Source organism: Actinomadura sp. B10D3, assembly GCF_039871695.1.
GTDB lineage: Bacteria > Actinomycetota > Actinomycetes > Streptosporangiales > Streptosporangiaceae > Spirillospora > Spirillospora madurae.
In genome coordinates this window covers 1-26,469 of the sequence record NZ_JBDPLY010000026.1, presented here as the reverse complement: position 1 = coordinate 26,469, position 26,469 = coordinate 1, and the positions used below count along the sequence as shown (strand labels likewise).

Annotated in this window: 22 protein-coding genes; 8 read left to right on the top strand and 14 right to left on the bottom strand. The window is 71.2% G+C overall.

Annotation, left to right across the window (positions count from 1 at the left end; all coding sequences use genetic code 11):
* Nucleotides 1–1,605 (top strand): serine/threonine-protein kinase, encoded by a 1,605-nt coding sequence (locus tag ABGB11_RS30935; protein ID WP_347638579.1) that lies wholly within the window; start codon nt 1–3, stop codon nt 1,603–1,605.
* Between the two features lie 122 nt (nt 1,606–1,727).
* A complete protein-coding gene (locus ABGB11_RS30930; protein WP_347638577.1) occupies nt 1,728–2,078 on the top strand; it encodes an MmcQ/YjbR family DNA-binding protein in 351 nt (116 codons plus the stop codon).
* Nucleotides 2,079–2,149: 71 nt separating this feature from the next.
* Here the strand turns inward: ABGB11_RS30930 and ABGB11_RS30925 are convergent, their stop codons facing one another.
* Nucleotides 2,150–2,830 (bottom strand): helix-turn-helix domain-containing protein, encoded by a 681-nt coding sequence (locus tag ABGB11_RS30925; protein WP_347638575.1) that lies wholly within the window; start codon nt 2,828–2,830, stop codon nt 2,150–2,152.
* A gap of 168 nt (nt 2,831–2,998) precedes the next feature.
* Here ABGB11_RS30925 and ABGB11_RS30920 point away from each other — a divergent pair, with 168 nt between their 5' ends.
* On the top strand, nt 2,999–4,240 hold the full coding sequence (locus ABGB11_RS30920; RefSeq protein ID WP_347638573.1) for an oxygenase MpaB family protein: 1,242 nt from the start codon (nt 2,999–3,001) through the stop codon (nt 4,238–4,240).
* 55 nt (nt 4,241–4,295) lie between these two features.
* On the opposite strand, the gene ABGB11_RS30915 is transcribed toward ABGB11_RS30920, so the two are convergent.
* Nucleotides 4,296–4,838, bottom strand: coding sequence for an N-acetyltransferase family protein (locus ABGB11_RS30915; RefSeq protein WP_347638571.1), 543 nt, complete (start codon nt 4,836–4,838; stop codon nt 4,296–4,298).
* 118 nt (nt 4,839–4,956) lie between these two features.
* Here ABGB11_RS30915 and ABGB11_RS30910 point away from each other — a divergent pair, with 118 nt between their 5' ends.
* Entirely contained in the window at nt 4,957–5,568 is a 612-nt protein-coding gene (locus ABGB11_RS30910) for a hypothetical protein (protein WP_347638569.1), read from the top strand.
* On the opposite strand, the gene ABGB11_RS30905 is transcribed toward ABGB11_RS30910, so the two are convergent.
* Entirely contained in the window at nt 5,507–6,862 is a 1,356-nt protein-coding gene (locus ABGB11_RS30905; RefSeq protein ID WP_347638567.1) for an NAD-binding protein, read from the bottom strand. The genes ABGB11_RS30910 and ABGB11_RS30905 overlap by 62 nt on opposite strands.
* 103 nt (nt 6,863–6,965) lie before the next feature.
* The gene (locus ABGB11_RS30900; RefSeq protein WP_347638565.1) at nt 6,966–7,169 is read right to left on the bottom strand and encodes a hypothetical protein; all 204 of its coding nucleotides are present in this window, start codon (nt 7,167–7,169) and stop codon (nt 6,966–6,968) included.
* Nucleotides 7,170–7,805: 636 nt separating this feature from the next.
* On the opposite strand from ABGB11_RS30900, the gene ABGB11_RS30895 reads away from it, so the two are divergent.
* The 3 genes from ABGB11_RS30895 to ABGB11_RS30885 are packed head-to-tail and all read left to right on the top strand — an operon-like array spanning nt 7,806 to nt 11,485.
* The gene (locus ABGB11_RS30895) at nt 7,806–9,026 is read left to right on the top strand and encodes an NlpC/P60 family protein (protein WP_347638563.1); all 1,221 of its coding nucleotides are present in this window, start codon (nt 7,806–7,808) and stop codon (nt 9,024–9,026) included.
* Complete coding sequence (locus ABGB11_RS30890; RefSeq protein ID WP_347638561.1) at nt 9,023–9,640, top strand: hypothetical protein; 618 nt, start codon at nt 9,023–9,025, stop codon at nt 9,638–9,640. The genes ABGB11_RS30895 and ABGB11_RS30890 overlap by 4 nt, the downstream gene beginning before the upstream one ends.
* 48 nt (nt 9,641–9,688) lie before the next feature.
* Nucleotides 9,689–11,485 carry a TraM recognition domain-containing protein gene (locus ABGB11_RS30885; protein ID WP_347638559.1) on the top strand — a complete coding sequence of 599 codons (1,797 nt, stop codon included), beginning with the start codon at nt 9,689–9,691 and terminating at the stop codon, nt 11,483–11,485.
* 193 nt (nt 11,486–11,678) lie between these two features.
* Here ABGB11_RS30885 and ABGB11_RS30880 read toward each other — a convergent pair whose 3' ends face one another.
* The 10 genes from ABGB11_RS30880 to ABGB11_RS30835 all read right to left on the bottom strand — a co-directional run bounded on the left by ABGB11_RS30880 (nt 11,679) and on the right by ABGB11_RS30835 (nt 24,573).
* A complete protein-coding gene (locus ABGB11_RS30880; protein ID WP_347638557.1) occupies nt 11,679–13,001 on the bottom strand; it encodes an ATP/GTP-binding protein in 1,323 nt (440 codons plus the stop codon).
* Between the two features lie 215 nt (nt 13,002–13,216).
* Nucleotides 13,217–14,695, bottom strand: coding sequence for an SCO6880 family protein (locus ABGB11_RS30875; RefSeq protein ID WP_347638555.1), 1,479 nt, complete (start codon nt 14,693–14,695; stop codon nt 13,217–13,219).
* A 52-nt stretch (nt 14,696–14,747) separates the two neighbouring features.
* Nucleotides 14,748–16,091, bottom strand: coding sequence for a hypothetical protein (locus ABGB11_RS30870; protein WP_347638554.1), 1,344 nt, complete (start codon nt 16,089–16,091; stop codon nt 14,748–14,750).
* A 64-nt stretch (nt 16,092–16,155) separates the two neighbouring features.
* Nucleotides 16,156–17,166: a hypothetical protein gene (locus tag ABGB11_RS30865; protein ID WP_347638552.1), complete on the bottom strand. Its 1,011-nt coding sequence runs from the start codon at nt 17,164–17,166 to the stop codon at nt 16,156–16,158.
* 83 nt (nt 17,167–17,249) lie between these two features.
* The gene (locus ABGB11_RS30860) at nt 17,250–17,564 is read right to left on the bottom strand and encodes a hypothetical protein (RefSeq protein WP_347638550.1); all 315 of its coding nucleotides are present in this window, start codon (nt 17,562–17,564) and stop codon (nt 17,250–17,252) included.
* Entirely contained in the window at nt 17,557–18,195 is a 639-nt protein-coding gene (locus tag ABGB11_RS30855; RefSeq protein WP_347638548.1) for a DUF6668 family protein, read from the bottom strand. Before ABGB11_RS30855 ends, ABGB11_RS30860 begins: the two co-directional genes overlap by 8 nt.
* A 245-nt stretch (nt 18,196–18,440) precedes the next feature.
* Nucleotides 18,441–20,654 carry a transglutaminaseTgpA domain-containing protein gene (locus ABGB11_RS30850; RefSeq protein WP_347638546.1) on the bottom strand — a complete coding sequence of 738 codons (2,214 nt, stop codon included), beginning with the start codon at nt 20,652–20,654 and terminating at the stop codon, nt 18,441–18,443.
* Nucleotides 20,651–21,787 carry a DUF58 domain-containing protein gene (locus ABGB11_RS30845; RefSeq protein ID WP_347638544.1) on the bottom strand — a complete coding sequence of 379 codons (1,137 nt, stop codon included), beginning with the start codon at nt 21,785–21,787 and terminating at the stop codon, nt 20,651–20,653. The genes ABGB11_RS30850 and ABGB11_RS30845 overlap by 4 nt, the downstream gene beginning before the upstream one ends.
* Before the next feature lie 2 nt (nt 21,788–21,789).
* Nucleotides 21,790–22,782: a MoxR family ATPase gene (locus tag ABGB11_RS30840; protein WP_347638542.1), complete on the bottom strand. Its 993-nt coding sequence runs from the start codon at nt 22,780–22,782 to the stop codon at nt 21,790–21,792.
* Nucleotides 22,783–22,797: 15 nt separating this feature from the next.
* Nucleotides 22,798–24,573 carry a hypothetical protein gene (locus tag ABGB11_RS30835; RefSeq protein WP_347638540.1) on the bottom strand — a complete coding sequence of 592 codons (1,776 nt, stop codon included), beginning with the start codon at nt 24,571–24,573 and terminating at the stop codon, nt 22,798–22,800.
* Between the two features lie 253 nt (nt 24,574–24,826).
* Between ABGB11_RS30835 and ABGB11_RS30830 the strand changes: the two genes are divergently transcribed.
* On the top strand, nt 24,827–26,329 hold the full coding sequence (locus ABGB11_RS30830) for a hypothetical protein (RefSeq protein WP_347638538.1): 1,503 nt from the start codon (nt 24,827–24,829) through the stop codon (nt 26,327–26,329).
* The last annotated feature ends 140 nt before the right edge of the window (nt 26,330–26,469 follow it).

Sequence of the window (26,469 nt, the reverse complement as noted above, 5' to 3'; positions counted from 1 at the left end):
GTGACGTCTGGGCGGATGGTGGTCGACGGCCGTTTCGAGCTGCGGGACCGGCTCGGCAGCGGCGGGATGGGCACGGTCTGGCGCGCGTTCGACCTCGCCCTGGAGCGCGAGGTCGCGCTGAAAGAGGTGCGGCTCTCCGACACCGAGACCGCGGACCTCGACCCGGACGTCGCGCGGATGCTGCGCGAGCGGGTGATGCGCGAGGCCCGCGCCCTCGCCCGGCTCGACCACCCGAACGTGGTGACCATCCACCACATCGTGGACTCGCCCGACATGCCGCATCCGTGGCTGGTCATGGAGCTCGTCCGCGGGCGGTCCCTCCAGGACCGGCTGGCGGACGGGCCGCTCTCGCCGCCCGAGGGCGCGGCCGTCGGGCGCGGGATCCTGGCGGCGCTGCGCGCGGCCCACGAGGCCGGGATCTGCCACCGCGACGTCAAGCCCGCGAACGTGCTGCTGCGGACGGACGGCACCCCGGTCCTGACCGACTTCGGCATCGCCGTCCTCCAGGAGGCGTCCCGCGTCACCGTCACCGGCGGGCTGGTCGGCTCCCCCGAGTACATCGCGCCGGAACGGCTGCACGGCCGGGAAGGCGAGCCCGCCTCGGACCTGTGGTCGCTCGGCCTCCTGCTCTACACGACCGTGGAAGGCCGGAACCCGCTGCGCCGCCCGACCACGGCGGCGACGCTGGCCGCCGTGATGGCGGCTCAGATCCCGCCGTCCCACCGCGCGGGCCCCCTCGCGCCCGTCCTGCAGGCGCTGCTGGTGCGGGAGCCGGCCGCCCGCCCCTCACCGTCCCAGCTCGACCAGATGCTCGCCCGGGCGGCCGGCGCGAACGTGACCAGAACGGAGCCGGCGCCTCCCCCGATCGCCTCCACGCCGGGCCCCGGGCCGACCCCGGTCCCGCCGACGGGTCCCGTGCCGCCGACCGGTCCCGTGCAGCCGCCGCGGCGGCGCCCCGGGCTGACCGGGGTCGCGATCGCGGCCCTCGCGGCCGGCATGGTCGCCGCGGTCGTCGGGTCGGTCGTCGTCGTCCTCCCCAAGATGCTGGACGCCTTCGCCACGGCGGAGGACTCCGCCGGCCGCCTGCAGTCGCCGGAGGACACCCCCGGATCCTTCGACTCCAGGGGCGGCGGCGAGTCCGGGGAGGTCAGGAGCCTGCTCACCCCCGCCGCCGTCCGCGACGTGATCAAGAAGTTCGAGGCGGCGTCCGGCAGCCGGGAGTTCGCCGAGCTCACGGTGTACGCGGAACGCGCCTCCGCCGACGCCCCCGTGTCCGGACGGCGTGCCGCGTTCGACAACTACACCTACGAGAAGGGCGCGGAGGCGGCCGTGAGGAGCCGTCCCAGCATCGCCATCACGACCGGCGACGCCAAGGTGAACATGCGCACCTTCAACTGGGAGGCCCTGCCCGCGCTGATGCGCCGCGCCGAACGCACCCTCAAGGTGGCGAAGCCGACCAGCCGGTACGTCATCGCCAAGGCCTCCTGGACCTTCAACGGCGACCGGCCGACCCTGATGGTCTACCTCAGCGACGACTACGGCGGCGGCTACCTCGCCGCGAACCTCAAGGGCAAGGTCATCAAGACCGTTCCCGCCGACTCGTGACGGCCGGGCCGGGGGCTCACCGGCCAGGTCTCCGCCAGGCGGTCTCTCATCAGGCGATCACGGGCGTTTCCCCACGGCTTCCTCGGGTTCCACCGTCCGACCTGGCTGATAGATCCCTGTGTATGAGCGTTGACGAGTTCCTGAGCATCGTGCTCGGCCTGCCCGAGGTCACCCGAAACGACGCGCATCCCGAGCTGACCGGGTTCCGGGTGCGGGACAAGGGGTTCTGCTACCTCCGAGACGCCGACGAGATCGTCATGCTCAAGGCCACCCGTGAGGAGCAGGCCGCCCTCATCGCCGAAGACCCGGGGACGTTCTCCGCGTCGTGGGCCACCGGCGGCCGTTTCGCGTGGGTCGAGATCCGCCTGGCGAGCGCCGACCCCGCCGAAGTGGGCGAGCTGGTCACGGAGGCATGGCGCCTCTCGGCCCCGAAGCGCCTCGCCGACACGATCCGCCCGGTCGAACCCGGCTGACCAGCCCGTTGGCGCGCGGGCGGCGGCGCCGTCCGGTATCGGCGTAGACCATTTCGGAAACGACTCACCACTCATGGTGAGTCCGGACGGGCCGCGACGCCGCCCGACTCCAGCATGGGCACCAGGAACCGCCGGGCCACCTCGGCCACCTGCTCGTCGTCGTCGAGGTCGACGAGCTCGCTGGGGATCGCCAGGAAGGACGCGGAGACGCGCACCATCATCTCGGCCACGAACTCGACGTCCAGGTCCTCCGGGACGGTCCCGGCGCGCTGCTCGCGGCGGAGCTGGCCCGCGACGAACCGGCGCACCGTCGCGAGCGTCCGCCCCTCGTCGTTGATCATGGTGGGCACGACCGTGTCCGGCTCGGTGGCCATCAGCCCGCCGATCAGCGGGTTGCTCCGGATGGCGCGCATCGAGCTGACGAAGCCGAGCACCACCCGGTCGGCCGCGGTCTCGGCCTGCTCGATGTCGACGAGGAACCGGTCGAAGTACCGGCGGAACTCACGCCGGATCACCTGCTCGACCAGCGCGTCCTTGGTGGCGAACCGCCGGTAGACCGTGATCCGCGAGACCCCCGCCCGGCGGGCCACGTCCTCCATGGTGGACCGCTGGACCCCCAGCCGGGAGAACTGCTCGTAGGCGGCGTCGAGGACGCGCGACCGGGCCTCGTCCAGGTCCGCCACCTGTTCGACGGCGTCGACGTAGGCCCGTTCGAGCAGCGACTCCTGGTCCGAGGACAGCACAGGTTCCACGAGCTCCTCCTCCTGACGCGACCGATTCTTTCCCAATCGCGAATGTTCGTCACGTTAGGTCTTGTGATGGCCGACACGGTGTGCTGTGATGAAGAGCACCTGATACATGGATGCAGGATGTGTTTCATCGTATCAGAGCCGCTCTCGGCCCCGAGGAGGAGCGAAAGCATGGAGAAACCCAGCAGGCGCAACGTGCTGATGGCGGGCGGAACGCTCGGCGCGCTCGGTGCGCTCAGCGTCGCGACGCCCGCGAACGCGAGCTCACTGTGGACGTGGTCCCCGAAGGGCTCGGTCGCGGGCGCGGGGAAGGGCGCCGACCCGAAGTGGGTCTGGGACGAGGAGGCCGACCCCCTCGTCGCCTCGCTCCTCGACCGGGGCGCCGTCCCCGAGGTCAACAGGCTGCTGCGGACCTGGACCAAGAACGGCCAGGCCCTCCCGGCGGGCCTGCCCGCCGACCTGCGCGCGTTCATGGAGAAGGCCCGCCAACTCCCGTCGTGGGCCGACCAGGGCAAGCTGGCCAAGGCGTTCGAGTTCAACCAGAAGCGCGGCCTCTACCTCGGCGTCACCTACGGCTTCGCCAGCGGGATGATGAGCACCGCCATCCCGAAGGAGGCGCGCGCCGTCTACTACTCGCAGGGCGGCGCGGACATGAAGGACCGCATCACCAAGACCGCCAAGCTCGGCTACGACGTCGGGACGGAGAACGCCTTCGACCCCGACGGCGAGATGATCGTCACCTGCGTCAAGACCCGGCTGGTGCACGCGGCGGTGCGGCACCTGCTGCCGAAGTCCCCGTACTGGAGCAAGGTCGCCGACGAGGAGATCCCGATCAGCCAGGCCGACATGATGGTCACCTGGCACAGCCTGCCCACGACCGTCATGCAGAACCTGGTCAAGTGGAAGGTTCCGATCCCTTCCGCCGAGTCCGCGGCCTTCCTGCACTCGTGGCAGGTGACGGCGCACATGCTCGGCATCCTCGACGAGTACATCCCCAACTCGTGGGACGAGGCCAACTCCCAGGCCAAGCAGGTCCTCGACCCGATCCTCGCCCCCACCCCCGAGGGCATCAAGCTGGCCGACATCCTGCTCAACCTCGGCTCCGTCATCGACGGCGGCCTGCTCACCAAGCCGGTCCTCGGCGCCCTCACCCGCTTCATGCTCGGCGACGAGATCGCCGGCTGGCTGAAGATCCCCCGGGAGCCGCTCTGGGACAACCTCCTGAAGACCCTGTGGCCGCCGTTCATCGCCGTCCGCGAAGGCCTGCTCGACATCACCAACGCACCGAAGGCCCTGCGGGACCTCTACTGGACGTTCGATGAGATCCTCCGCCAGGCGGCCCTCATCTACCTCTCCGAGGGCGACTTCCCGATCAGCATCGAGATCCCCCAGACCAACAACCCGCACTACTGACCTCCCGCCATCGGGCTCGGAACCCCTCGAATCCCGGGCCCGGGGCGCCCCGGACTCACACGACGGCGGGACTGCGCCGTTCGAGCAGGACGACGTCCCGCCACCGGCCGTTCAGCCGGCCGATGCGCTGCCGGGTTCCGACGGTTCGGAACCCGGCTCTCGCGTGCAGGCGGAGGCTGGCGGTGTTCTCGGGGAAGATGCCGCCCTGGATGGTCCAGATGCCGCCGGCCTCGGTGGCGGCGATGAAGGCGTCCAGCAGCGCGGCGCCGACGCCCAGCCCCTGGGCGTCCGGGCTGACGTAGACGCTGTGCTCCACCACCCCGGCATAGCAGCGGCGAGCGGACACACTGCCGGCGGCGATCCACCCCAGCACGTCACCGTCCGCGCCCACGGCCACGTACCGGTACCGGTCGAGCTTGGCGGCGTCGAACTCCTCCCAGGTGGGAGCGGTCGTCTCGAAGCTCGCCTCGCCGGTGTCCAGACCGAGCTGGTAGATCTCCAAGACGCGATCCGCGTCCTCGGCCCGCAGCTCCCGGATGCCGATGCCGCCGCGACCCGGCTCGGTGTTCCGGCCGAGCCGTCCCTTCTCCCCATTCATCGCTCATCGACCCTAGCCGGACGGCGCGCGGCGCCGGTTGCCGGCCCGTTCGGGAGGCGGACGGTCCTGTCCCTGAGTCCACGCACGGTGGTCTCGGACGAGACAGGAGTCACCCACGTTGACGAGCAGCCTGGCGACGGTGAGCGGCCGCTCTCGTGAGTACATGGTCATAGGCGGGGCCGGGGCCGCGATAGCGCTCCTCTACGTCATGACCATGGCGACCTGGCCGACGGACGGAACGAACCCCGAGAACCCGCCCCTGTGGGCGACCGGCCCGGGGTGGAGCGCGGGGACGCTGGCGGTGGCGGCACTGGTCGCCACACTGGGGATCGTGGCGGTCCGGGACGTGCGCGCCACCTGGCACGCCTACATGCCGGGGCCGGCTCGTGGCCATGGCCTTCGCGTCGGTCTGGGCACGGCGGCATGGTTCGCCGGCGGCCTGTACTCGCTTCTCCGGTTCGTCCACGCCCAGGCCGACGTCTGCCGCGGAAGCGGCGCCTGGTCGTTCGGCTGCCAGAACCGGTCGGGCCTGCTCCTCACCGTGCTCGGCCTGGGGTTCACCGCGTCGGCGACCCTGGTGCTGGTGGCCCTGACCATCCCGGACCATCGGTCGCCGGTCTCCAAATGGCTGTCGCCGGTCCTCATCCTCGGCCTGTACCTGCTGGCGCTCAGGATGTGGATGCCCCATGTGGGTCTCGGAGTCCCGTCTCGTGACCTGCCGATGCCGTGACCGAGCAGGCGCACCTGGACACCCGGTCCGCCGCGGACTCGTCCCGGGGATGCGCGCCCCCGTCGCGCGGATAGACGAAGTGCACGGACTCCCCGTTCACTCCCCCGGTCACCGCCTGGGCCGTCATCGCCGGGATGTCGCACACGTCGCCGATCGGGAAGAGTGACCTGGTCTCGTTGATCACGGCGTGGTCCCCCGCGCGGAGCACCACGCGCAGGTCCGGCACCAGCGCGAGGGCCGCGATGGCCGCTTCGACGTTGTCCAGGTCGTCGGCGCCCATGGCGGCGAGGGCACGGGCCCGGTGAAGGCCGAGCCTCTCAAGGACGTCCCGGTCCTCGGCGTGCGCGATCAGCACGGGGATCCCGGCCGCCCTGGCGAGCCGCAGGTTGGCGGCCCGCGGGTCGCGCTCGACCGCGATCACCGGGACGCGCAGGTGCCGCAGCGCCATGCACAGCCGGAGGCTGACCTGCCCCAGCCCCACGACGACCACATGATCGCGGGTGGGAAGCGTCCGCGGGCCGACGATGTCGACGCTGCGGCCCGACAGGAACCGGTTCACGATCCCCGCGGTGAACAGGGCGCTGAAACCGATGGTCAGCAACATCCCGGTGCCCGACAGGACGAGGAACCAGCCGGGCGCCGGATGCTCCCCGGAGCCGACCGTCGCGACGACACGGGTCGCGGTGTAGAACGCCTCGGCGGCCGGCTGGTGCAGGACGAGGACCGCCAGCGCCCATTCCAGGAGCAGCGTGACGGTCAGCCCCGCGAGGCCGGTCAGCAGGATCCTGCTGGTCAGGTCGTGGGGACGGAGCTGGCGGGTGAAGCCGCGCAGGATCCTGCGGGACAGGCGATCGGGACGCCAGACGTCCGAGGCGACCCCGTCGGCGGTCTCGACGAACACGGTGGCGGGCGAGCTGCGGACGTCGACGGCGAGGACCGGCGGGCCGAGGCAGGCCCCGACGATCGCGGGCACCGCGATGTCGGCCGGGGAGGTCACCTGGCAGTTGGGGACGGCCCGCAGCAGCTGGTCGGCGACGGTCCGGTCGAAGAGCATGACCACGAGGCGGACGCCGGGGCGCAGATGCTCGGCCAGCAGCGCGTACCGCAGGGCGACGACGTCGCCGCGGACGAGGACCGCCACCGCGTCCACGTCCCCGGCCAGCGCACCGCGCAGGTCGTCCTCGTTGGGCCGGAGCAGATGGGTGACGTCGTTGCCGTGCCGGGTGAGGGACGTGCATGCGAGCCGGGCTATCTCGATGTCGCCGATCACCAGGACGCGTCGCGTTGCGCTCATGCCGCCTACCGTGCGCGTTCGGGCGCGCTCGGCAGCCCGTCCGCCTCCCGGCGCCCGCCGGCACGCGTCCCGGACGTCCCCTGGACACGTGCCGGCGGCCCGGTCAATCGGCGGCCGTCCGGGTGACCGCGTGCGTGATGACCATCTGGTCGGCCCGGTCGCCGGCCAGCTCCCTCAACTCGTCCTCCAGGTGGCGCGCGCAACGCTCCGCGCCGGCCTTGGCGAGATGCCAGTGTCTACATGACCGCATGTACTTCTTCTGCTCGCCCCGGACGACGGTGACGGCGGTGGCGGAGGCGGTGTACACGGCCCTCACCCCTCGTCCGTCGCGGAGACGCGGCCCGTGGTGCCGCAGTACTGGTCGCTGCAAGAGCCGGTGGTCCCGCCTGTCAGCCGGTGAGCGCGCAGAAGCCCCTCGCACCCGAAACGACCGCACCGGTTGTAGGTGGCGCCGCAGGAGGGGCACTCAAGCTGCGCTCGTCCCGAACTGGCGTTCCTGACAACCCCGCTGCACCGGTTCAAGCACTTCATCTCGGTCCTCTCCAGGGAGACTCAACTGTGTCGGGCCGAAGACGACCGTCAGGACCGGGCGGACGTCGGCCACTGCCGAACCGGCCACAAAATGGTCACCGGTCGACCCAGGACACCCCCCGCACGACGCAGGCGGCACGAACAGGACGGAAGGGACTTGCGCATCCGGAGGCCCCCCGGACTGTCTCCTTCAGCGTCGCAGGAGGTGAGCCATGCCCGAAAAGCCGCCGACGCATCTGGCCAGGTTGATCACACGGCGCCCCGCCGCCCGACGATCCCGGCCGCCCTGCGAAGGCATCGGCGCTCGGTTCGAGCGACGACCCGCCCGACGGCCGGGATCCGGGGCGATGAGCGATGACCGCCGAGGCGGCGCGGTGTCACCCGGGAAAGGGTCGGCGTGCGAATAGGTCGCGTGATCAAGTGGTATTTCATCCTGACACTCGGCATCGGCCTTCTGTTGATAATGGGCTTTCTGCTGCTGCTCGTGCCGGTTATGTTGGGGATGGGCGGAATGCAGCTGACGGGGGCCTGCACCTCGGGCGACCCGGCGCAAGAAGGGGGAGGCTCGGGTGTGGTGCAGGCGAACGCCACGAACTCGAACTCGATCCCTTCGAACTACCTGACCTACTACCAGAGGGTCGGGAAAAGCCAGAACATTCCATGGGTAGTGCTCGCCGGCATCGGCAAGATCGAGACCGACCACGGCAGAACCCGGTTGCGAGGCGTCCGCAGGGGTGAGGAGAACTATGCGGGCGCGGGCGGGCCCATGCAGTTCCTCAAGTCATCCTGGGCGGCCTACGGGGACGATGGAAGCGTGCCTCCGGATGGAGTCAAGGACCGCTACGATCCCGAGGACGCCATTCTCGGAGCGGCCAACCATCTCCGCGGCAGCATCGGCAAGAGTGACCCGTCGATCTCGTTGAGCAAGGCTGACATCAGAAGGGCCGTACACCTCTACAACCCGGGTAACTACACCCCGCAGAGCAATCCCTACGCGAATGACGTGCTGGCGGCGGCGAACCGCTACGCCAGGAGCTACAGCAAGGGATCGGCCAACTTTATCAACGCATCCGCGTGCACCGCGGGACTGACGGCGGCGTCCGGCCCCTTCGGGAAGCGGATCGCCGCCGCAGCTGCCGAGTGGACCGTTCCGGAACCGGGAACGCCGAAGACGACACGCCGGGAGGCTCAACGCCTGGGAAAGAAGATCCCCTACGTATGGGGCGGTGGCAATGGCAGCGGCCCCACCGGCGGGGGATTCGACTGCTCCGGGCTCGCCTCCTATGCCGTCCATAAGGCGTCCGGTGGAGAGATCTCGCTTCCCCGGGTGACGACTGCGCAGTGGAACGGGAACATCGGCACGAAGCTGTCTCCCAACGCTGCGCTCGCTCCGGGAGATCTGGTCTACTTCAGGGGCACGCGAGGTCCTCCTCCCGGACACATGGGGATCTTCTACGGCGAGGTGAACGGCGTTCGCTGGATGGTCGAAGCCCCGGTACCCGGCTCCTACGTCAAGTTCAGCAAATTCGACGGCAAGAGCTCGTACATGGGGGCCATCCGGCTCAAGGCCCCCGTGGAAAAGATCCGCGCGATGGCTCCGGCGGCGCCCGGCATTGGCAGAGGTGCGATGTGACCCCGCGGACGGCCAAAGCGCTCCGCTCCGCGGGCTGCGTCGTCGCGGCCGCGGCCCTCGCCACAGGGTGCTCCGGCGGCGGGGGAGGGCCCGACGCGCGACCGACCGGCCGGACGACGGAGACCACCACGTCGCTGCCCAGTGCCGTCCCGCCGACGACGGCGCCGAGCCCGCCACCGGACGACCTGCCGACGCCCGTCCGGATCGACGACGGCAACGCGACCGCGCTGTCGCAGGGGGCCCTGACCATCATGTACACGGTCGACAGCACCGTCGACGCGGGACTTCGCGACGCCAAGCTGCGCGCTGCAGGCTACTTCACCGACGAATACACGGCCGTGGTCCAGGCGGAAGTGAGGCAGTACGTCCCCACCGAGTGGCACAAACACCGGGCCTATCTCGCGGTACGGCTCAGACCTCTCTACAAGGAGCAGGGCGCCCCGACCGATGGACCGACCGCCGCCTTCCGGCAATGGGAGATGGTCACGCGCCCCACAGGGAGGGACGGGTGGCGCGGCGCCCCCAGCCGATCCGTGGTCTACATGGAGCTCACCAGGCCGTCCCCCCGCGCCCCCTGGCGGATCTCCAGTGTGTCCGTCAGCGCCGATGGCTGACTCAGGGCCAAAGTCTCGTTCGGCAGAGAGTGACATGAGGAGTCTTGGATGAGCAGTGGAGATGATGACGACGTTTACGCCTTCCTGTTCGGGATCGGCTTCGTGGTCGCGCTCCTGGGCGGTTTGTTCAGCTTCCTGACCTGGCTGGCGGGCCAACTGTCCGGCCTGCTGTCGGGAAAGGGCTGGCCGGATTCGGATCCGCTGGACTTCCCGGAGATCGCTTTCAACTTCGTGCGGAATCCCGGCGACCCGCACGCCGCGTGGCCACCGGCGGCCGCCGCCGCCTTGGGGGCCGGCCCGCTGTTCTTCTCCCTGCTGATCGTGCTCCTCGTTCTGGGTTCGTTGGGGGTCTACGCCGGGGTGCGGCTGTTCCTGAACGTGCGGCGGCACCGACAGTGGCGGCGGCTGCGCCTGGGCTTCGCTTCCGGCTGGGAGGTCCGCAAGCTGCTCAGCGCGCGGACCGTCCTGAGCAAGGCCCAGCAGGTGCGGCCGTCCACCGCGAATCGCCCACCGAGCGAGGTGAAGCCCGAGGAGGTGGGCTTCTACCTCGGACGGGACGTCAGGTCCCGGCGCAAGCTGTACGCCTCGATCGAGGACACGGCGATCATCGTCGCGGCGCCGCGGCAGGGGAAGGACGTGCACTTCGTCACGCCCTTCACCATCGACGCGCCCGGCCCCTGCATCATCACCTCCACCCGGCGGGAGACGTTCGTCAACACCGCGATGGTGCGGGCCCAGTACGGCGAGGTGTACGTGTTCGACCCGTTCAACTGGACCGGGTGGCCGAACCGGATGCGCTGGTCGCCGTTGCAGGGGTGCGAGGACCCGAACGTGTGCGCGGTCAGGTCGGCGACGCTCGTCCAGTCCAGCCATTTCCAGATCGGGGTCGAGGGCACCTACCTCACCGGAGTGCTCACCATCATCCGCTGCCTGCTGCACGCCGGCGCGATCGGCAAGGTCACCTTCCGCGAGGTGATGCGCTGGGTCTACGAGGCCAACGGCGACGAGGCGCTCGACATCCTGCGCCAGGGTGAGCGCGACGGGACCGCCGCACCGGGATACGCGTCGCAGTTCGAGTTCGTCCGGAAGGACGAGGCGTCCTGGACCAACACGATCCAGGTCATGCACTGCTTCTCGCACCCGAACGTGCTGGAGGACTGCTCGCCGCCCCTGGGCGAGGAGTTCGACTTCATCAACTTCCTCAAGGGCCGCAACACCCTCTACTTCGTCGGCAAGCAGCAGCCCGACTGGGGCGGGATCGCACCGGTCGTCACGACGATCATCGAGCAGTACTTCCGGTCGGCCCGCGGTACGGCGATGAAGAACCCGACCGGACGCCTCGATCCACCCCTGACCTTCGAGCTGAACCAGGCGACGGACATCTGCCCGATGGGCGGCCTCCCCGTGTACATGGGCGAGTCCGGCGGCTACTCGATCTCGGTGCACGTCTACCTGACGTCGCTGGCGGACGCTCGTGCCAGGTGGGGAGCGGACGGCGCCGCGCGCCTGTGGGAGAACTCGGCAATCAAGATCGTCTCGGGCGGTGCCGGAAGTACCAAGGACCTCGACGAGCTCGCCGGTCTCGTGGGCAAGGAGAACGGGAGGCACATACTCAGTCCCGAAGAGCTCAGGACCATGCCTTTCGGCCGCGCGGCGGTCGTGGCGGGCACGGCCCGTCCCGTCGAGATGTGGCTCACGCCCTGGTGGAAGCGCAAGGACGAGGAACTCATCCGCCAGGGCAAGGAGACGGTCCAGCGGAACATCCAGAAATTCGTCGCGGCGCAGGCAGGTGGAGCCGGCCCCGCTTCCACTCCCGATCCCGATCCGATCGTCGCGGACGAATAGGAGCCGGCGCGGACAGGCAGTCGGTCAGCACGACCTCACGCCGGACAGTTGGGGTTTCGAGCGTGGGACGCGCAAGGAGGCACGAATGCGCCGCCACGCGCTGCCGGATGGCAGAGCGTGGCGGCGCGTTCTCCTACTCGGTCTGCGACCGCACCTTCGTGGTGGCCGAGGAGCGGCTGACGACCAGGGCAGGTCAGCCGATACCGGCCGAAGGCACTGTCGTCGAGTTGCTCCAGCGCTTGTTGGTGTCGTTGACGTCTCGCTCGACGGAGGTGAGTTCCACCCTGAACGGGATGCCGGGGCGGCCGCCGACCTTGACCAGGAACCGGCCGCGCCCCGGCGGCTCGCTGTCCTCGCGGGCGTCGGGGTTCCAGGAGGGCGGTGTCGACCAGTCGACGATCATGCGCTGCTCGATGCCCGACATCCGGACCACCTCGTTGACCATGGGCATCTCCGCCTGCGGCAACCCACCGCAGATCACCATGCCCGCGCGTTCGGCGAAGCCCTTGGCCTTGAGCCGGTCGGCCTCGTCTCGCAACGACAGCAGGTCGGCCATGGTGTGCGTGATCATGACCTGGCCGGCGCCACGCTGCCGGTTGAGGCGGGTCAGTCCGTCGACCCGGTCCACCAGGCCGCGCCCGGCCCGCAGGACCCGCCACAGCTCGTCGAGGACGACGAAGAAGTGCCGTCGCGGTTCCAGGCCTTCGTCGGCCAGTGCGTGCGCGGCCTCGACCGCGCCAAACCCGTCCGACCAGCACGCCAGGAGAACGGCGGCCTGCAGTTCGGCGTCGGAGTCGTCGATCCCGCTGATGTCGATGCAGACGCCGCCCCGGTTGTCCAGGTCGATCTTGGTGGTGGTGTGGCGGGCGAAGGTCTCTCCCATCGGGCCGTCCAGCACCCCCAGCAGCGAGGCGTGCAGCGGGTCGACGGCCGCGCGGTACTTGGCCTCGTCCCCCCTGGCCAGGGTCACCGACCGGAGCCGCTCGGGGCCCTCGTCGATCACTTTGATGAGGTCGGGCAGGATGGGGACGCCGGGGTGGCGCTCGTCCAGCACCCGCAGCGCGGCGTTGAGGACGGTACGCTCGGTGTCGGCGATCGGCCCGCCGCGCAGCACCGTCAGCAGCGCGGCGACCATGTTCAACCGGCGGCCGTGCGCGTCCGCGACCAGCTTGGTCCGCGCCTGCTCCGGGAGCCGGGCCGCCGCGGCGGCCGTCGCGCCGGGGTCGAGCACGTTCAGTGAGCCGAGCCCGCGACCGAGCTTGATGATCTGCCCGCCCAGCGCCCTGATCAGATCGACGTAATCGGGTTTGAGGTCCCCCAGCACCATGGGGAAGACGCCCTGCCCGACCAGCCCCAGCACCATCCGGCGGATCAGCGTTGATTTACCAAGCCCCGGCTTGCCCAGGACCAGCGCCGAGGGGTTGTGGATCAGGTTGGCGCGCTGGAACCAGGAGATCGGATCGCAGCACAGCGCCGCGCCGGTGGTCAACTCCCGCCCGAGCGGTACGCCAATCATCGGGGTCCCCGACCCAGCCCCGAAAGGCCACAGCCCGCACACCTGCACCGTAGTCCCACGCCACTCAGACGGCATCTCCACATACGACGCCCGCCCTCCACCACGGCGGGCGAACCCCCGAAGTCCGGGCTTGAGCTCGGGCCGACCGTCCTTCTTGTCGCCCTTCTTGCCCTTCTTCTTGGCCTTGGTGTCCTTCTCGTCTTCTGATGGGCCGTTCACAGCGACTCCCTCACCATCGTGGGGACCTGGAGGTGGTCGGGCAGGACGATGCCCAGCGGAAGGGCGGCCGCGAAGGCCGAAGCCTGCGACCCGTACATCCGCCGCAGCCGCAGGCGCGCGGGGGCCGCGAGGGTGTCGACGGCGGCGGCCGCGACCGGGAGCTGGTCGGCCGAGTGGACGGTCGCGGTGACCAGGATGGTGAACCGGGTCACCCCCGCTCCTCTGGCCTCCTCGTGTGCCGACTGGTCGCTCTTGATGACGTCGAGTTCGTTGCGGGCGGCGTTGGTGGCACCGTCCAGACGGAACCGCGAGTCTCTACGATCCCGCTCCACGATCCGAGCCGCCGAGCCCGGGTCATGCGGACGGTAGAGGAAGGTGACGCGTTTGCGGGCGACGTCCTGGTGCGGGGAGACCAGGCCGCGCATCACGCTCGACAGCACCTCACCGCGCGGCGCCTCCGCCATCCCCCAGGTGATGGAGTACCCGCTGGCGTGCACGTAGTGATCCCAGGATTCCTGCGCCGCGACCGGGCCGGCGTCCTCCCACCGCGCCGGCTCGTCGCCGGTTTCCATGTCCGACTGCGCGCTCGGGTCGTACGCGGACCGCACGGACCGGGCGAGCTGGTCGGCGGTCATCGGACGCGCCGAACCGGCGCCGGTCATCTCCAGTCCGGCGATCAACCCCGGGATCCGCATCCCGATCTCCCGGACCATCGCGTCCTGGTCGCGGCGCTTGCCGCCTGGATGCGGCAACGCCGCGAAGGTGACCGCGATCCGGGTGGAGATCCTGGCGCTGCCCACCGGGTAGTTCCAGACGATCTCCTCCAGCGCCGCCCGCGCCAGGTCAGGAGCGTTCGGATCGCTGTTGGCATACACCTCCTCGCGCAGCCGGTGCCCGAGATCGGGAGCGGTCTCGATGGTCGCGCTCGCCGCCACGCAACCCGGCTCATACCCCAACGAGGCCAGCCAGTGCCCCCAGTTGGCCACCCACGCGTCGATCTGCGTCTGATCGACCAGCGCCGCCCCGTCGGCATTGCACTCGAACACCACGGTGTAATGCTTTGTGGAAGGTATCACGACCAGCGCGAACGGCCGCCCATGCGAATCACGGCCCTCTACCAGTCGGGACATGGCCAGCAGGCCCGGCAACCGGTAGGAGCCCCGCGACACGACGCTCAACGGCCCCGACCGGTACAGATGCCAGCCCTGAGAACGACCCCACCACCAGCTTATCCGGGCAGTGATCGCCTGAAGCGCCGTCCGCCCGTTCCGGTCCTGGATCACCAGCGGCAACATGACCAGCCCCAGCACCACAATACCGATCAGGGCCAGCTTCACCGATACCGTCGCGACCATCGTGATCACTATTAGCCCGGACATCAAGATCAGGGTGCCGGCCAGCCCCAGCCGCCCGATTCCCGGTGAAACCGGCTTACGCCAATTCCCATACGTGGGCTCACGATACTCAGAAGCCATTACAGTCACCTCACTCCTTGGGCCGCGGCACAGCCACTCATATCGTCACTGCTCAGTGACTTCCCCTCGGGCCACCAGCCGAAGGGGCGCTCGAACCGCCCGGACCGTTGGCTGCTCCGGTAGCACCGCCGAGGGCCCGATCGGTAGCGCCAGAGGCACCTGAAACGGCCCGATCGGCCGCCCGACCCGCCGACTCAACGGCACGAGCGACATAGTTGGCCCCCGGCGCACCGCTCAGGTCGCCACTCGGAGCGGTGTCCGAACCGCTCGGACGAGTCCCAACACCACCGCTGGAGGGAACGATGGGAGCGCCACTGGAGCCATCCTGACTCCCGGCGGGACCGTCATCAACCGGAGCACCACCGCCGTCTGGAGCACCGGTGGGGCCGCGGTCAACCGGAGCACCTCCGCCCGCCGGGCCGGGCGCGTCACGGACGAACCGGCGGTCGCCACCACCGCCCCCTGGCCCCGCGCCGCCGCTCGGGCCGCCGCTCGAGCTGCCGCCGATGCCCGTGAGCCCCGTCCAGAAGCCGGTTCGCTTCCCGACGTTCACCGCTGTGCCACCGAAGGCGAAGTGGCCGACCTGACGAATGCCGAAGAAGCTGTTGTTCTCCGCGACCCCCGGCATCACCGCGCGCATGGTCGCCGGTAGGGCGAATACCGCGCCCGCGACCAGAGCCAAACCGAAGAGGCGATCGGCTTCGTTGTCGGACGTCATCAACTTCAGGGCGGCTGCGTAGATCGTTGCGGCGACCGGCTTGAACAGCACAAAGGAGATCAACCAGTGGACGCACTTTCTGTAGGCCGTTTCCCCGTACGAAGTGAACCTTGAAGCGGCCACCACGGGGAGGATCCCCACCAGAACAATCAGAACGCCGCTCCGAAAAAGCATCAACAAGAATTGGATCACCGTGGAGAAAGCCGCAAAGAGTGCGAAGCAGGCAACGATGAAGTTCGCATCGTTCTTATGCATCGAGAGCGAATCCACACCCTTGTCCCACTCTTTGGCGAGTCCGCCTTCAGGCATCAGATCCTGGATGATCCAGATGGAATACCTGTCCGCCGCGATGTTCGCCAGATTGACCGCAGTGGCCAGCGTGAGGACGATCACGGCGAGTTCGACGAAATGAGAGAGTGCCGCCTTGAGGGGTTCGCCTTTGCGCTCGATGGCCATACGGAAGGCCGCGACCATGAAGCCGGCGAACGCCATCACAGCGATCATCCAATTAAGATGCTCACGAAGTGAGTAGAGGACACCGCCCTTCTCTCCGGTCATCCGCACGTAGTACGCGGTATCGCTCATCCACCAGAGCAGGAGGGTTTCAAAGGTCGACAACGCCCAGTCTTTGACCTTGTCGACCAGCCAGCCCCATGCTGCGTCTAGAAGTTCACCCATCAAGCAGCCCCAAACTGCCCGAAACAAGAATCCTGATATATCTTGCTTCAGGCAAAATAGACCGTCACCTCAGCGGGTCGACCAGAAGAGATATCAGTGCGATGGCAAACCCGGAGCCCACGATGACGCATGCAACGACCACCCAACCGAGTCCGGTGGCATGCGCACCGAACTCACCCCTCCTATGCTTGATCGCCATTTGGCCGCCGACCACGATGAAGCCCAGCACACACCCGCCCAGGGCACTCCAGACCAACCAGCCGAGTACGGGCCCCACCGGTTCGGTGACTTTGTCGACCTTCTTCGCGTTACCGCGCGGCAGCTCGGCATCGGGCCGATGCGTAATAAAATACTTATCGGGCTTCCGCTTACCTTTAGGCGGCTTAAGGACTTTCGCTAGGTCCTTCTTGGTTCTTTCGACACACTTGTCCTCCAGGCCGAAGATATTTCCGTGTGAGACGAAATCGCGACAGTATTCATCTACTCCTCCTACACATTTGATCGTCGGCCCCAGACCCTGATCACCCCGCTGATAGGTCTCCTGCCAAACTTTGAGACAGTAATTGTCTGTTGGTCTCGCCGCGTCGGGCCATTTGGGCGATTTCTTGGTGTAGGTCCAGTTGCAATAACCGTCTGGAGAGCTGTCGTCTCTACGCAAGCAGACTTGAAGCTTGTAATTTTTCTTGGGGTCGTAGTTCGGGATTTTCGCTTCGTTGCAGCTACCTCCTTGCCCCGCCCGCAAGGCCCTGCCCCCGAGCACCACTTTTCCCCCTACGGAGACCGTGCCGCGTGCGAGGTGGCCGTCTTCCTTTCGGTCACAGACTCGCACCCGGTCCGATCCACTCCACTGAAGGTCCCCGCCCTTTCTGCCATTATTGACGGTACTGATCCTGTGCTTAATGCTGTCCCAGAATTTGGACCTCGGGCCGGCGAAACCAACGGTGGTCACATGACCCGCCACCCCGGACCGTTCCACCGAACCGGGTCCGCCCGAGACACCGCCGACGGCCCCCCAGGCGGAAGCACCGAAGAAGCCGATACCGGTCCAGCCAGCGCACAGCGCGAGAAATGCCACGGAAAGAACGCGTACGCGATGGCGCAGCGTCCTTTCAGACTGGGAGCGCCCCCGACATCGTGTCGTGGCATACCGGGGCGACATCAACCCCCGGCTCCGGCGAGCTTCTCGACGATCGTGTAGGCGGTCGTGACGAGCACGGTGGCGAATCCCACGATGGCCATGCTCCCCATGTGCCCTCCCGCCTCGCCCCTCTTGTGCTGGATGCCCATGCGAGCCCCGATGACGATGAAGCCCGCCACGCAACAGAAGAGAGCGCCCCACAGGCCCCACTTGAGCAGCGTCTCGATCTCGTCGCCGAACGGCGGCTCTTGCCCCTTCCCCGGGTTCGGAATCGGCCCCAGGGCGGTCACAACGTGCACCAGGTCACTCGTCCACGTGATCATCGCGTCAAGCATGTGCGTCCTCCGAGATGATGCGATTGAGGTCTTGGGTCAGCCGTGCGTAGGGCGACGGCAACCTGACCTGCGTCGGGGGGTCACCGAGGCGGAGGGCCTCCACCCACGGGAGTTCCCAGAGCTGGGGAACGCCTCCGGAAATGAGGCGCAGTAGATCCTTCAGCGGCTTCGGCAGCTTTCCGGGGGCGTCGGCGACCGCCACCAGTCCGAGCAGCCGGACGCCCGGCAGCACGCCGGCGGCCCACTGCCGGGCGGCGGCCTGGGCCGCGATGAGGCCGGCGGCATTGGTGCGCGCGACGAGCAGCACGCGGGCTTCGCCCGGTGGCTCGGGCACCGGCCAGTACCGCCCGGCGCAGTTACTGCCCGGGATGAGGGTGGCCAGCGTGGAGGCGCCCGTTCCCCCATGGCAGGAGGAGAACCAGACCCTGGGGCCGGGGCCGCTGAAACGGGCGAGCCCCAGCGGGCTCGTGGGCGGCGGCGCCAGGCGCGCCGGTGTGACGGTCCGCGCCTGGAAGCGGCCGGCTTGGGGCCCTGCCTGTCTGGGGCCGGGGGCGTACCCCGCCGGCGGGCTCGGCGGGCCCGGCGGGCCCGCGGGGCCGGGTGGCGACGGCGATCTGGCCACGTCCGCCATGTGCATGTGTGTCGGCCCCCTTCCACGAACGGTCACTCGCCGGTCACGACTGAACCGGCGGGACGAGCGCCTCGGCATAGCTCTGGCGCTTTGCTCTGGACGGTCCGGAAACCGGCACGATCGTCAACCGGCCATTGCGGGAAGAAACCCGGCGATCCGGGCGGGCCGTCTCGACATGTGGAAAGTCTCAGGTCACAGAGGTGCTTGACGTTCAGTGATGAAGACGACACCGCGGCCGAAGCGTGTCAGCCCCGCTTCGCGGTTGGCGCCGGCCGGGTCGCTCGCAGCGCCCAGAGTGGGGCGCGGGGGTTCCACCACCACGCCAGGCGGCGGGGCAGCGGGCTGGTACGGCGCAGGCCGGCGGTCAGCAGGCGGACCTGCTCGGACGTGAAGGCGGCGTCGTCCGCCGTGACCGGGCCGCCGAAGCCGGCCGCGTTCACCAGCGTGTTCAGGCGGCGCAACCCTCCGGGATCGGACCCCGGCAGCTCGGCCGCGAGGCGCGCCGACACGTCCGCCGCCGTGGCGGACACGGGCACCGCCGAGCCCGCGAGCCGCAGCGCCACCAGAAGCTGCACCCACGCCGCCAGGATCCGGTCGGCGGGCGGGCCTCTCCGAGACCTGCGCCGTCCCGGCAGCCGCAGTATCGGCACTCCGACCAGGAAGAGCAGAAGGAAAAGGAGGAGCACCAGCGGAAGGGCGGTCAGAAGCACGGTGGAGCTGCCGCCTTCCGACGAGCGCGTGGCTCCGCCCGCACCGCCCGCCTTCGAGCCCGGGGCGTCCTTGTCGAAGTGCGTCCCCTCGTCCCCCTTCGACTGCGACGAGGGCGGGGGCACCGCCGAGCGTTTCTGCGGGTTGGGGTTGTAGGGCACCCACCCGAGATCCTCGAAGTAGACCTCGCCCCAGGCCACGGCGTCCCCGGTGCGGATCACGCGGGTGTCGCCGCCGGTCCCCGGTCCGAACCCGACCACCACCCGGCTCGGCAGCCCGGCCGCGCGGGCGAGGACGGCGAAGGCGCTGGCGAACTGCTCGGAGGTGGCGCCGCCGCCCTTGCGGCCCGGCGGCACCAGCAGCTTGGCGAGGTCGGCGTAGCCGTGCCCGCCCGGCGAGCCCGGCGCGAAGGTGTAGGAGTCGCGCAGGTACTCGGCGATCCGGGACGCGCGCTGGTGGGCGCTGCCGTCCCCGGCGGCCGAGCGGGCGATCCCGGCCAGCTTCGCCGGCGCGCCCGGCGGCAGCCGCAGGTAGCGCTCGAACCCCGGGCCGGAGGCGGCCGCGGCGCCGGTCCCCCGCCAGCCCCGCCAGTCGGGGACCGTCCCGGTCGCCGTGTACGACCGGCCGGTCACCGGACCGTCCGCGGAGAGCAGCGTGCCGGAGGCTGCGTCATGCCCGACCGAGATCCCGTCGACCCGGGTGGGGATCCCGGGGACGGGCAGCCAGTCTCCGGGCAGGTCTCGAACCGAGATCCGCTCGGACGTGGAGACCGCCCCCGGCGGCACCGGGTCGGCGGGCGGCAGGACCGCTCCCGCCGGACGGTAGGTGCTGTCGGGCAGCCACACCGGGCCGGTGAACTCCGCGAGGGCGACCCACCGGAGGTCGGTGCGCGGTCCCGACACCGTCATGAGCGGCACGTCGGGGGCGGCGGCCCATCCCGACAGGTAGGCGAGCGGGTTGCGCACCTCGCGGGGCCTGTCGGGGGCGTCGCCCTGCCCGCGCGGGTCGGCCGCCCGCACCGGCCATCCCTCCAGGACCCCGGGCATCGCGACCGCCGCGCCGACGCCGGGAAGGGCCACCGCGCACGCCACCGCCGTCCCCGCCGCGGCGACCCGGGGAAGCGGCCGCCGATGCGGACGCGCGGCGGAGGGCGCGCTCACCCGCAGCGCGAACCCGGCCCGGGAGGTGTCCGGCGCGGCCTGCGGGGCGGAGGCCAGCGCCAGCGCGGCGGCTCCTCCCAGCAGCGCCACCGACAGGAATCCGGGCTCGGTCGCCTCCGGGTTGAGCGCGGCGGCCCCGCACAGGAGCAGCGCGCAGGGGAGCAGCGCGGGCAGGACCCGCCCGTCGCGCCGCAGCGCGGTCGCGACGGCGGCGGCGAGCCAGACCGCCAGGACGGGGAACGCCAGCAGGTCCACGGTCGCCGGGGGGTGCGGCGCGGTGGTGAGGATCCGGGGCCCGGAGTGCAGGACGGCGTCCACCACCGCGGGCACCGGTGCCCTGACCGGTCCGGGCGACCAGACGGCCAGCGCGACCAGCACGACCGCCGCCGCAGGGAGCCCCGCCGGCACGGCGACGGGCCCGCGCAGCAGCCGGTGCGCCGCCGCGGTGACGGCCGCCGCCGCGATCGCCGTGGCGGCCAGGACGGCGGTCACCGGCGCGGGCCGCTCGTACCCGGCGGCCAGGAGCGGTGCCGGGGCCGCCGCGGCCATCGCCACCATGGCGGCCGCGAGGACGGTCCGTCCGCGGCTCACCGGGTCCACCAGCGGCTCTGGTTCCAGCCGGCGGCGAAGTCCTCCGGGGTGTCGGCGTGCAGGAGCCGGACCCCGGACGGGAGCACCGGCGCGGCCGGCCCGGCCGCGGGGCCCACCAGGCCGACCAGGGACAGGACGCGGCGCGCGGCGAGGGCCTCCGCCGCCGCGGCGACGTCCTGCGGGGCCGCGGCTGCGGGCAGCAGTACCACCGCGCGGCCGTGGCCGCCGGAGCGCAGCCGCGCGCAGGCCGCCGGGAAGTCCGCGTCCGGGCGGGCCGCCGCCTCGGCGAGCAGGTCCAGGTGCGCGGTGGCGCCCGCGTCCGCGGGCGAGCGGCCGCCGCCGGCGAGGGCCAGGTCGACCGGGACGTCCGGCGCGGCCAGCACGATCGACGCCGCCGCCTCGGCGAGGTCGTCCAGTTCCGCCGGGCCCCGGCGGTCGTCGACGAGGACGCTGACGCCGGGACGGGCCGCGTCGGCGTGCTCGCGCACCATCAGGCGGCCGCGGCGGGCCGACGTCCGCCAGTGGATCTGGCGGATGTCGTCGCCGGGCGCGTGCTCGCGCAGCCCGGCGAAGGCGCCCTCGGTCGCCCGGATCACGGCCGAGGAGGTGTCCCGGCCGCCGGAACCGGCCGCGGGCAGCGCGGCGAGCTCGTGGTGCCGGGGATGGACGAGGAGCCGCACGGTCTCGTCGTCGGCCCGCCGGACGGACCGGACGAGCCCGAGCGGGTCGGTGCGCACCAGGTCGAGCGGGCCCACCTCCAGCGCGCCCCGCCGCTCCGCGGACAGCTCGTAGCGGATCTGGGCACGGGCCGGCCCGAGCGGGAGGACGAAGGCGCCGTGAGGCGTGGTGACGCGCTCGTCGGCGGTCACGCGCCCCGGGTCCCCGCCACCGGTTTCCAGGGTGACGGTGACGGACCCGCCCGCGCGCACCCGCGTGTTGGTGACGCGGCGGTGCACCTGGGTCGCGCGGGGCCGCCGGGCCAGCGCCGCGGCCAGCGCGACCGTGGGGAACGCCATCACGCCGAGCGCGGCCGGCGCCAGGTAGCCGAAGGCCAGGCCCCCGCCGGCCAGGACCGCCCCCGACGCGAGCAGGCCCCAGCCGCGGCGGGTGGGGCGGGGCGAGCCGCCTCCCACGTCTAGCGCCGGTTCTCGTGCGGGCCGGGCACCGGGACCTGGTCCAGGACCTCGTCCAGCAGCAGGGCGGCCTCCTGCGCGGTGGCGGCGCCCGACAGCGGCACCAGCCGGTGCCCCCACACCGGCCCGGCGAGGGCCTTGACGTCCTCGGGGGTGACGTACACGCGCCCGGCGGCCAGCGCGTACATGCGCGCCACCCCGCACAGCGCGATGGACGCCCGCGGCGAGACCCCGGCCCGCAGCCGCGGGTGCCGGCGGGTGTGCTGGGCCAGCCGCAGCACGTACTCGTAGACGGGGTCGGCGACGATGACCCGGTCGGCGGCGGCGCCGAGGCGCGCCATGCCCTCGCCGTCCAGCACCTGCTCCAGGCCCTCGGGGGCGGTGCGGGACGAGCCGCGCATCAGCGCCAGCTCGGCCTCCTCGGCGGGGTACCCCAGCGACAGCCGCATCAGGAAGCGGTCGAGCTGGGCCTCCGGCAGCGGGAACGTGCCCTCCAGGTCGAGCGGGTTCTGCGTCGCGACGACCAGGAACGGGCTCGGCGCCGGATGCGCCGTCCCGTCCACGGTGACCTGCTCCTCCTGCATCACCTCCAGCAGCGCGGACTGGGTCTTCGGGGAGGCCCGGTTGATCTCGTCCACGATGACGACGTTGCCGAAGACCGGGCCGGGGTGGAACTCGAACTCCCGGGTCCGGTCATTGAAGATCGTCACGCCGGTGATGTCGGACGGCAGCAGGTCGGGGGTGCACTGCACGCGCCGGACCGTCCCGCCGGTCACCGCCGCCAGCGCGCGGGCCAGCGTCGTCTTGCCCATGCCGGGCAGGTCCTCCAGCAGCACGTGCCCGCCCGCGGCGAACGCGGTGAGGACCAGCCGCACCGTCGCGGGCGCGCAGCGGGCCACCGACCCGACGCCCGCCGCCATCCGCTCGAACGCGTCGGCCGCCAGCACCGCCTCCTCGCCCGTGGGCGCGGCGGAATCGACCGTGGTGATGCTCAACGTCGTCCCTCCCGGTCAGCCGCAGTTGCCCCAGCCGGCCGACGCGCTCGCGCCGGACGCGCCACCGGAGTAGCGGACGCAGATGCCGGACGCGGACACGTACACCGGCCCGGCGTAGTACTTGAACGCGCCGCTGTCGTATCCGTCGGTGCCTCCGGTTCGCTTCTCCAGCCGGACCCACACGCTGGTGGCCTTGCCGACGTTCGCGGTCTTCATCGTGACCGCGCAGTTCTTCTTCGTGCTGGGGCTGTAGAGCTGGTAGACGCGCCCGCCGGAGAACGACGACGACCGCTGCACGACGTAGTCGCCGCCGCACACCTGTCGCGGCGTGTACGGATTCTTCGTCGGCTTCGGCTTCGGTTTGGTCGGCTTCGGCCGCGGCTTCGACGACGACGGCCCAGGCCGCGGCTTCGACGTCGTCGGCCTCGGTTTGGCGGACCCGCCTCCGGGGGCCGGGGGCCGCGGCGCGCGCGTCGTGGGCGCGGACGAGGGCCTGTTGCCCCGCTCGGGCCTGGGCGGGGTCGGCGTGGGAGCCTTCGTCCGCGGCGGCGCGGGCGAGATGCGCACGGGAGGAAGGCCCGGGAGCACGGGGTCGGGGAACCGCGGGTCCACCGGCGGGGCCTCCACCAGGGGCGGGCCGTTGCCGGGGGGCGGCGTCCGTCCGGGGCGCTCGCCTCCGCGACCGGGGCCGACGGGGTACTTGCCGATCATCCTCACCCGGCCGCCGGCGTCCACGACCTGCGCGTTCGGGCTGCCGGGCGCGTTGACGAACAGGTTGTTCTCCCGGACCCGCAGGACCAGGTCGCCGCGCCCCTCCGGCATGGACAGCACACCGGTCTGCCGTCCGGCCGTGTCCTGGATCCGGACCTGCCCCGTCTCCCGGACGGGGATGTACACCTTGCCCGCGAACGGCACGGCCGGCTCCTGGACGGGATCGCGCAGCGGCGACGACTGGACCGGGCCGCCCTTGCCGACGTCCCCCAGCGTGACCAGCGCGCGGGCGGCCGGGACGGTGACGACCGCGAGCGCGCCGTGCGTGCGGTCGGGCATCATCGCGCCGGCGAGCGGGACGGGCGCCGTGACCCTGCGGGCGCCGTCCCGGGTCGCGACCACCAGGTCGCGCCCGCCGCGGTCGACCGCGAGCGCGCCCTGGTCCAGCACGCTCAGCACGAGGTCGGCGCCGGGCCGGGCGACCTCCACGGTGCGGGCGACGGCGGCGCCCTGCGCGGAGACCTTCAACGCCGCGACCGTCCCCTGGCCCGGCACACCCACCCACAGCAGCCCGGCGGAGTCGAACTCGCCGCCGACCAGCGGACCGGGCAGCCGCAGGGCCTGTCCCACGGGACGCAGCGTGGCGGGATCGAGTGCGCGCACCACGCCGGTGGTGCGGCTGACGATCGCGGCCGCGGACGAGCCCATCACCAGGTGCGAGTCGTCCTTGGTCCCGACGTTCAGCCGTCCGGACAGGCCGAGGCCGCTCAGATCGAGGGAGGACACGCGGCCGGTGTCGAGGTCGTGGATGATCAGGTGCTGGTCGTTCTGGGTGACCTGCACCCGGTGGCCCCTGGCGTCGGTCACCTCGCGGCGCTGCTCCACCTTGCCGCTGTCGGGGTTGACCCGGTCCACCTCGCCGGCCGTCCGGCTCCACAGCCAGGCGCTGCCGTCGAACGACTCGACGGCCTGGCCCACCCGGCCGCCGCCGAGCAGCGTCCCCGCCAGCGCCACGACCGCCAGGCCCGCCGCGCCCCAGCCGCCGAGGCGCGACCGCGCCCCGGTCCTTCCACGCGCCATGGAGGCACTCCTTACGTCTTCTTCCGCGCTGTGCACACGCAAGAGGGATCCCAGGGCTGACCGTCCGGAGCGAGCCGCGATGCGCATGCCGAATGTCGGGACGGATTCGCGATCCGCCGGCGCGAGCGCGGAAGGTCCCGCCGATCCGCCGCATGGTTGGGTCTGGCGACAAGGCCTCATGCCAGGACTGTCCTCCGTTGTAACCGGATTCGTCCCAGTCCGGCCGACGACGACAGTACTGAGGACACGTGTGATGACTACTGCGCCCGACCTCGTGGTGGCGGGAGACCGGGGCCTGTCGGGGAGACTGCGCGGCACCGGACGGTTCCGCACCGTGTTCGACGTCGCCTCCGCCACCGAGCTGCGGGAGCTGCAGGCGAGCGGCCAGGTGCGGTCCCCGGCCGCGTTCGTGTTCGGGCCGGAGTTCGACGAGAACCTTTCCGGCGCTGGGGTCCCGCATCTGGCCGGTGACCTGGCCGCACGAGGCTTCACCGTGCTCGTCCACGGCTTCTTCACCGAACGCGGCGACCGCTTCGGTCCGGGAGTGATCGCGAACACCGGGCCGCTGGCCCTGCCGGACCTGCTGACAACGCTCGGCGCCCCCGAGCCCGCCGCGGACCCGGAGCCGGACCTGCTCCCCGAGCCGCCCCCGGAACCCTGGTCCTTCCCGGCGGCGGTGCCCACCGCCGAACCGGTCACCCGTCCGGACCGTCCGGGAGACGCCCCCGAGCCACCGCGTCCGGAAGGCGTCCCGGAGGCGCCGCATCCGGGGGACATCGCGGAGCCGCAGCGTCCGGAAGAGGCCGCCACGGAGGAGCCGCCGGAGGACAGGTCCGTCGATCCGGGCGACAAACTGGTCGCTTCCTGGCGGACATCCCGGCGTCCCGCCGCCGCTCCCGTACCCGAGCCCGACCCTGTACCCGACGCCGTCCCCCCGCCCGACGCCGCCCCTGCACCCGACGCTGTACCCGACGCCGACTTCGTACCCGACGCCGCTCCCGCACCCGACGCCGTACCCAACGCCGTCGCCGACCCCCTCCCCCTGCCCGCGCCCGACGACTCCGGCGCACCGGCCGAGCCCGAGGAGCCCCCGCAGACCTCCGGCTGGGAGGACCTCACGGGATGGTCATGGGAGGAGACGGCACCCGACCCGGGCGACACCTTCGACCCCCAGGAGGCGGCCGCCATGGCCGCGCCCGCGGCTCCGGACCGCCGCCGCGACCTCCGGAAGCCCGTGCTGGCGGCCCTCACCGTCCTCTTCCTCGCCGGGACGGCGATCGGTATCACCGCCCTGACGGCCGGGAACGAGACCTCCGGGCGGACGACGCAGGCGGCGTCCTCGCAGCAGGCTCCTGCACCGTCGCGGACGCCCGGGAAGCAGACCCCCGGAACGCAGACTCCCGGAACGCGGACGCCCCAGGCGAAGCCCTCCCGGCCTCCCGCGTCCGCCCCGACCTCGCTGAAACCCGTCCAGCAGTACGTGCCGGGGCAGGTGCGGATCGTCGACGGCAGGATCTCGATCGAGGTCTCCTGGACGGACCGCAGCGGGGGGCGGGCCGCGCACTACGTCGTCGGCGGGCCTTCGGGGCGCCCGCCCTCGACGCTCGCCAGCGCCGCGCCGGGGACCGCGAAGGTCACGGTCACCGCCCTGAACCCGAGCGTGGACTACTGCCTGACCGTGGTCGCCGTCATGGACGTCGACCGGGTCTCCCAAGCCAAGCCGGTCTGCACTCACCGCGTCCCTCGACGCGGGTGACAGCTAGGAGTATCAACACGTGACACTGGTGAACGACGCGGCTCCCGCGGTGGGATCCACCGGTCGCAAGTTCCGCGCCTTCACGGCCAAGCACCTGGAGGAGCTGACCGCTCGGGCCGGGTTGACGCCCGAGCAGCGGC

Coding starts and splice junctions, on each gene's coding strand:
- ABGB11_RS30905 (WP_347638567.1), bottom strand. CDS start 6,862: ATGAGCGCAACGCGACGCGTCCTGGTGATCGGCGACATCGAGATAGCC.
- ABGB11_RS30915 (WP_347638571.1), bottom strand. CDS start 4,838: ATGAATGGGGAGAAGGGACGGCTCGGCCGGAACACCGAGCCGGGTCGC.
- ABGB11_RS30835 (WP_347638540.1), bottom strand. CDS start 24,573: ATGGCGCGTGGAAGGACCGGGGCGCGGTCGCGCCTCGGCGGCTGGGGC.
- ABGB11_RS30875 (WP_347638555.1), bottom strand. CDS start 14,695: ATGGCTTCTGAGTATCGTGAGCCCACGTATGGGAATTGGCGTAAGCCG.
- ABGB11_RS30870 (WP_347638554.1), bottom strand. CDS start 16,091: ATGGGTGAACTTCTAGACGCAGCATGGGGCTGGCTGGTCGACAAGGTC.
- ABGB11_RS30830 (WP_347638538.1), top strand. CDS start 24,827: ATGACTACTGCGCCCGACCTCGTGGTGGCGGGAGACCGGGGCCTGTCG.
- ABGB11_RS30860 (WP_347638550.1), bottom strand. CDS start 17,564: ATGCTTGACGCGATGATCACGTGGACGAGTGACCTGGTGCACGTTGTG.
- ABGB11_RS30885 (WP_347638559.1), top strand. CDS start 9,689: ATGAGCAGTGGAGATGATGACGACGTTTACGCCTTCCTGTTCGGGATC.
- ABGB11_RS30880 (WP_347638557.1), bottom strand. CDS start 13,001: ATGATTGGCGTACCGCTCGGGCGGGAGTTGACCACCGGCGCGGCGCTG.
- ABGB11_RS30920 (WP_347638573.1), top strand. CDS start 2,999: ATGGAGAAACCCAGCAGGCGCAACGTGCTGATGGCGGGCGGAACGCTC.
- ABGB11_RS30855 (WP_347638548.1), bottom strand. CDS start 18,195: ATGGCGGACGTGGCCAGATCGCCGTCGCCACCCGGCCCCGCGGGCCCG.
- ABGB11_RS30930 (WP_347638577.1), top strand. CDS start 1,728: ATGAGCGTTGACGAGTTCCTGAGCATCGTGCTCGGCCTGCCCGAGGTC.